The following is a 6179-nucleotide window of genomic DNA, read 5'->3' as shown; positions in this document are numbered from 1 at the left end:
TAAGTGGAGCTACCCGCGGCACCCGTGCCGCGCGTTGCGGTTGGGCAAGCGCGTGGGCTTGCGAACGCCCCCGCGCGGCACGGGTGCCGCGGCGACTTGGACCTGCGTGTGATGACCGCGAGCTACGCGCGAGTTTCTTCGCTGCGTCGTTGCAGTGGCCGGGCGTGGTGGGCGTCCGCGACTGCAAGGATGCGGTGGCACCGGGCGAAGGCGTCGTTGGGGGGAAGGTCACGCCTCCTCCTCGTACGACTCGAGGCCGGCGATCTGGCGGCCGTTGGCCCGCTCGTGCAGGATCGGCAGGATCGCGTCCATCAGCGAAAGCTCCCACCGCGTCCGCTGCAGGTAGCTCAGCCCCGGCTGGGCGGCGGCGAGGTCGGTCAGGCGGTCCGGGTCGAACGACCCCGTCCGCACGATCTCGTCGACAAACGTCGTCAGCGTTTCGGAGGCGACGTTGTGCTTCTTGGCCACCTCGGCCAACGCGCCCGCGGCCCGCTCGGCCTTGAACCGCTCGATCTCGGCGTCGACCTCGTCCATGTTCAGCACCACGCCAGGCTCGAGCGAGTTGATGTATGCCGTGAGCAAGTCGCGGTCGTCGGCAAACCGCGCCTCCGACTCGATCAGCCCGATCAGTTCGCGGCGGGTCATCTCGACCCGGCCGCCGGTGCCCGTGACCGCGCCGCCGCCCTCGGTGAAGCGGGAGATGAGCTTTTTGATGTAGTCGTAGTCGATGGTGGCCGAGGCAAAGAGGACCATCTCGAAGTCGAAGTTGTCGAGCTCGGGATTGACGGCCGCTTGGGCTTGACCGGGCTCGTTGTCCTTCGCCGTCAGGCCGGCTTGGCGTTGCTGGTCGATGAGGCGTTGGCGGGTGGAGAGGTAGACGCCCTTGAACCCCTGTTGCTCGGATTCGGGCAGCGTGGCGCGGACCTGGGCCTTTTGGTCGGGGGTGAGGTCGGTGTACTGGTCGAGCTGGACGGCGAGGCGTTGGACTTCCTTGAACCGCTTGACGAACTGGGCGCGAGCGTCATCGCCCTTGAGGCCCGCGACGGCCTCGGGCGTGGCGTCGATGCCCTGGCTTTGAAGGAAGTTGACGAGGTCGGTCTTGGCGGCCTTGAGGTCGTCGATGACTTTCGGGGCCGGGTCGACAAGCCAGATGGTGCGGGGCTCCTGGTCGGTCGAGCCGCTGAAGAGCGTGACGGCTTCGTCGACGCGTTGCTGTTGGCCGCGGAAGTCGAGGATCTGGCCGTGGGGCTTGGTGGCGTTGAGGACGCGGTTGGTGCGGGAGAACGCCTGGATCAGGCCGTGGTGTTTGAGGTTCTTGTCGACGTAAAGCGTGTTGAGGTACTTGCTGTCGAAGCCGGTGAGCAGCATGTCGACGACGATGACGAGGTCGACCTTTTCGGCCCCCTTGTCCGGCAGGTCGGCGTCGGGCACCTGCTGGAGCTTGATGCGGCTTTGGACGTCCTGGTAGTAGCGATCGAACTCGGCGGTCGCGTGGTTGGTGCCGAAGGCGGCGTTGTAGTCGGTGATGATGCGTTCGAGGGCGGCGAGCTTTTCGGCGGGGTTCGTGCGGTAATCGGCCAGCTCTTGGGGCAGGTCTTCCTGGAGCTGGCGGACGTCCTGGCTGACGCTGCCGGGCGGGGAGAACACGCAGGCGATCTTCAGCGGCTTGAACTGTTCGTCCTGCAGCCGTCGCCCGGCCTGCAGTGCGTTGAACAGGTCGTAGTAGGCGATCGCTTCGTTGATGCTGCCGGTGGCGAAGAGCGCGTTGAACCGGCGGTCGCCGGTGGCGCGGTCGTGCTTGTCCAGGATCTCGTCGACGACGGCCTGCCGGTTGGCTTCGCCGGACTTGCGGCGCGCGCCGTCGGAGCGTCCGAAGTAGTCGACATGGAACCGCAGGACGTTGCGGTCCTCGATGGCGTTGGTGATGGTGTACTCGTGCAGGCACTGGCCGAAGAGGTCGGCGGTGGTGCGGAGCTTTTTCTCCTCACCGTCGATTCTTTTGACCGTGCTGTTCTTGGGGAAGATCGGCGTGCCGGTGAAGCCGAAGAGCTGGGCGCGGGGGAAGAACTCCTTGATGGTCTGGTGGTTATCGCCGAACTGCGAGCGATGACACTCGTCGAAGATAATGGCCATCCGCTCGTCGCTCATTGGCGCGAGCATGTCGGCGTACGAGCGCTTGCCCTTGTTGATCCGCTGCTTGTTCCGCTTACTGGCTTCGTTGAGGGCCAGGGCCAGCTTCTGGATCGTGGTGACGATGACCTTGTCAGCCTTGTCGGTCGAGAGCAGTCGTTTGACGAGGGTGGCGGTGCTGGTGTTTTCCTCGACGCTGCCGGGCTGGAAGCGGTTGAACTCGTCGCGGGTCTGTTTGTCGAGGTCCTTGCGGTCGACGACGAACAGGCACTTGGCGATGCGGTCGTCGTCGCGGAGGAGGGTGGAGGCTTTGAAGCTGGTGAGGGTCTTGCCGCTGCCGGTGGTGTGCCAGATGTAGCCGTTGCCGGAGTTGTGCTCGATGCGGTCGAGGATGCGTTCGACGGCGTAGATCTGGTACGGCCGCATCATGAGCAGCTTCTGCTCGGTCTCGAGCAGCACGGTGTACCGGCTGATCATTCGGCCAAGCACGCATTTGGGCAGAAACGTATCGGCGAACTTGTGCAGGCCCGTGATCGGCTTGTTGTCGCGGTCGGCCCAGCGGTAGACCGGCAGGAACCGCTCCTCGGCGTTGAAGCGGAAGTGCTTGGCGTCGTTGTTGGTGAAGTAGAACGTCTCGGTGTCGTTGCTGACGACGAAGAGCTGCATGAAGCAGAGCAGCGTGGAGGCGTAGCCGTTGCCGGGATCGTTCTTGTAGCCGACGATCTGCTCGATGGCCCGCTTTGGGCTAGTGCCGTGCCGCTTGAGCTCGATCTGCACGAGCGGCAGGCCGTTGACGAGTAGGATGACGTCGTAGCGGTGGTGGCTGTTGTCGGTGTTGATGCGTAGCTGCGTGACAAGCTCGTAGGTGTTCTTGCACCAGTCCTTCAGGTCGACAAGCGTGTAGTTGAGCGGGGTTCCGTCGTCGCGTTCGAAGCTGTGCTTGGCGCGAAGCGTCTTGGAGGCGGCGAAGACGTCGGGCGTGACGATGTCGCGGAGAAGGCGCTTAAACTCGCCGTCGGTGAGCGTGCAGCGGTTGAGGGCTTCGAAGTGGCGGCGGAAGTTGCACTCAATGCCGTAGCGGTCGGTGATGTCGTCGCGAACTTTGTACTTGAGACCGGCGAGTTGTTCCCGCAAGCGCCTCTCTATGTGGCTCTCGGCGGCAAAGTCGTGTGGAAGCTGCTCAGTCGAAAACGCTGCCATCTCGCTTACATTATCGCTGGTCTCGGTGGCAGAAATCGGTGGCCCTCTATCGTTGACATCACAACCTAACTAATCGAAGCATCACCGCAAGACTGCTTTGCCTTCACACGGGGTGTTTCAAAACCGGTCGTGGCATTTGCCGTCGCGACCAGCGCAGTTAGCGCCGCCGCGAATGTGCCGCGGGAGGCACGGCCACGCTTTAACGACAGTGGTAAGTTCGGTGTCTACATTGGCACAGATTTCGTCACACGCTTCACCGTCATCGTCACAAGTGGTGAATTATGGACCGGTTGCATTAACCGTGATCCGCGGGTTCGAATCCCGCTCCGGCCTTTTCGCTTTCCTCCCCGGAAAGCGGCGTTTCATTGGTGTATTTGTTCTTCTTGGCTGTCGTGTGCTGCACTGAGCCGGGTATCTGGGTGACGCGCGATAAGACAGATTGTGACATAAATCCGTCGCACCTTCGCCGGTGGCGACGGCACCGAGCGCGCGGGCGAGTCGTGCTCGATCGACGGTCGTGCTCGCCAAGGGCTGGCCTCGACAGCGCATATCCCCGCTGTTTCTGCTTGCGTTGGCCCGAGCAGGAAGAATGCGAGGTTGGCACAGTGAGCCAGCGCGTTGTTCAGAGGGCTGTCCAACACCCACTGGCCTTCGCGCTTAGAGCGCCGGCCCAGGTGTTTCGGCTGTAGTACGCATCGTGTCTCGGCCAGACGCCTGCAACCGAAACGGCCTTCGGTCGACCGAAGTCACCGGCCAGCAGACGTCGCTTCAGTTCGTGCGTGACGTGGCGGTAGATGTCTTGAAATCCAATGAGGACGCGGCCGTTGTTGTCATTGACAAAGTTGGCGATTGCGTCGTGTTCCTGAATGCAGCCGGCCACTGGCTTCTCGAGCATGACCGTCTTTCCCGCCAAGACCGCGCGCTCGGCGAGGGATCAATGCAGGTGGATCGGCACCGGCAACCAAACCGCGTCGAGGTCGGTTGCGAGCAGTTCGTCATAGCTGTCAAAGGCAGTGACGCCGGCTGTGGCGAGTTCGGTTATCATCTCAGCATGCGCCGCCGCGTCGGGGGCAAACACGCCGGCAAGGGTGGTGCGTCCCTCGGCATGGGTGTCCTCGTCCCGCGGCATCTGAAGCACGTTCGTCCAGATACTTTATCAGCTTGAACGCGAAGCCCGTGGGATACAAGCCGGAGCGTAGGTTTCGTCGGATATGCTCAGGTCATGCGGCAACCGCGCATTCTCTTCGTTGGTGGGTCGGGTCATCACTACCTCCGTCGGGCGGTGAGGTCGCCGGGCTTGGGGCTTATCGTGATCGATCCGGATGCGCCGGGCGCGGCGGAAGCGATGGCCGAGCGGGTTGGCTTTTCGGTTCACGCGGGCGACCTCGCCTCGGCAATCGAGCGGCACCAACCGGACGTCGTTAGCGTCGGTAGCGTGTACGGCCGTGCCGGTGATTACACGGCGGCGGCACGTCGCCTCGGCCTGCCTGTTGTCACTGACAAACCTGCGGCGGCCACCTGGGAACAGCTCGAACTACTGGAACAGCTCGGCGGCATGATCGTGACCGAATTCGATTGGCGAGCCCAGCCGGCACTGCTGGCAGCGCGCGAACTGGTGCAATCCGGCGAGCTTGGGCAGATGGTGTTGGCGGTGGCGCAGAAGACCTATCCGCTGGGCAACCGGCCGGCGTTCTACAAGGAGCGGACCCTGTATGGCGGCACAATGCTCTGGGTAGCGTCACACGGCATCGACGCGTTGCGGTTCGTGTGTGGCCCACTCACACCGATCAGCGCCCGGCACGGCAACGCAGGTTCGGCAAACATCGCCCCCGCGGAGGATCACGCCGTCGCGACGTTCGCCCTTGCTGACGGCGGCACCGCAATCGCCCACGCCGACCTGGCCCGACCGACGGGGTTCGGTACCCACGGCGATGATCGGCTGATCGTCCGCTGCCAGGGCGGTGAAGTCGAGGTGCGTGACGGCGCTTGCACCGTTACGACCGACAAGGCGCTGCGTGTCGTGGAACTGCCGAGTGCGGCACCGTTGGAGCAACAGTTGTTGTCGGCCGTCGCGGGGGAGGGCGACGGCACGTTTGGCACTCAGGAAACGTTGAAGACGGCCCGTTTGCTTTTACAGTGTCGTGACTTGGCCGACTGAGGGTCAGTCCCAAGCGAGGGTTGGCCGCAGGCCATCATCCGCCTCACGCGAATGGAAAAACGTTGCGGGCGTCCCTGCACGTTCCGCCGGCATGGTCGCTTTCAGGATGAACGCGACATCGTCGTCGGCCACGTCTCGCAGGAACTGCACCAGTGCTTCTCCCTCGAACACGATCGTCTTCTGCCCGTCCTCGAGTGTCACCGTAGCAACCGGTTGCACGCCAATCTGCTCGGAGTCGGGATCGTGCACGAGCGATTCTTTGAGCCGGTTGCTGCTGGCGTCGACCGCAGCGTCGGGCTGGGCGGCGGTATAGGTCGATTCGTCAAGGTCGTCCTCGAGTGCGCCCGGCAACACGCCGTACAACTCGTAAGTTCCCGACGTCGCACTCGGGCCCTGCACCTTCAGGTGAAGCGTGATCGCCGCATTCTCGAACTCCGCGCCCCCGGGCGTTTCGAAGCGAATGACGCCGATACGGTCGAGCCTTCCGGCGGGGCGATCGGACTTGATCGCGAGCACCGGCTTCTTCCCATCATCGGTCGCGACATCGCCGGCGATGTTCTCTGCGAGGATGAACGTGTCGGCGACCGGTTCGACCGATCCGGCCAACAAGACGGCAGTGGGTGCGATGGCCGCGATACCGGTGAGCAGCGTGCGTGTGGTCATGGTTCCTTCTCCGGGGACGATCGGTTGC

At 63.6% G+C, this 6179-nt stretch carries 5 protein-coding genes; 1 reads left to right on the top strand and 4 read right to left on the bottom strand.

Annotated elements, in window-relative coordinates; all coding sequences use genetic code 11:
* Positions 1–228: 228 nt before the first annotated feature.
* From AAGD32_05025 to AAGD32_05015, 3 genes are all read right to left on the bottom strand, one after another.
* Positions 229–3330 carry a type I restriction endonuclease subunit R gene (locus AAGD32_05025; protein MEM8873603.1) on the bottom strand — a complete coding sequence of 1034 codons (3102 nt, stop codon included), beginning with the start codon at positions 3328–3330 and terminating at the stop codon, positions 229–231.
* A gap of 622 nt (positions 3331–3952) precedes the next feature.
* Complete coding sequence (locus AAGD32_05020; GenBank protein ID MEM8873602.1) at positions 3953–4225, bottom strand: hypothetical protein; 273 nt, start codon at positions 4223–4225, stop codon at positions 3953–3955.
* 39 nt (positions 4226–4264) lie between these two features.
* The gene (locus AAGD32_05015; protein ID MEM8873601.1) at positions 4265–4468 is read right to left on the bottom strand and encodes a hypothetical protein; all 204 of its coding nucleotides are present in this window, start codon (positions 4466–4468) and stop codon (positions 4265–4267) included.
* 84 nt (positions 4469–4552) lie between these two features.
* On the opposite strand from AAGD32_05015, the gene AAGD32_05010 reads away from it, so the two are divergent.
* Entirely contained in the window at positions 4553–5488 is a 936-nt protein-coding gene (locus AAGD32_05010) for a Gfo/Idh/MocA family oxidoreductase (protein MEM8873600.1), read from the top strand.
* Positions 5489–5491: 3 nt separating this feature from the next.
* Here the strand turns inward: AAGD32_05010 and AAGD32_05005 are convergent, their stop codons facing one another.
* A complete protein-coding gene (locus tag AAGD32_05005) occupies positions 5492–6151 on the bottom strand; it encodes a hypothetical protein (GenBank protein MEM8873599.1) in 660 nt (219 codons plus the stop codon).
* Positions 6152–6179: the final 28 nt, after the last annotated feature.

Source organism: Planctomycetota bacterium (assembly GCA_039182125.1).
Lineage (GTDB): Bacteria > Planctomycetota > Phycisphaerae > Tepidisphaerales > Tepidisphaeraceae > JBCDCH01.
This window is presented reverse-complemented; position numbering and strand designations above follow the sequence as displayed.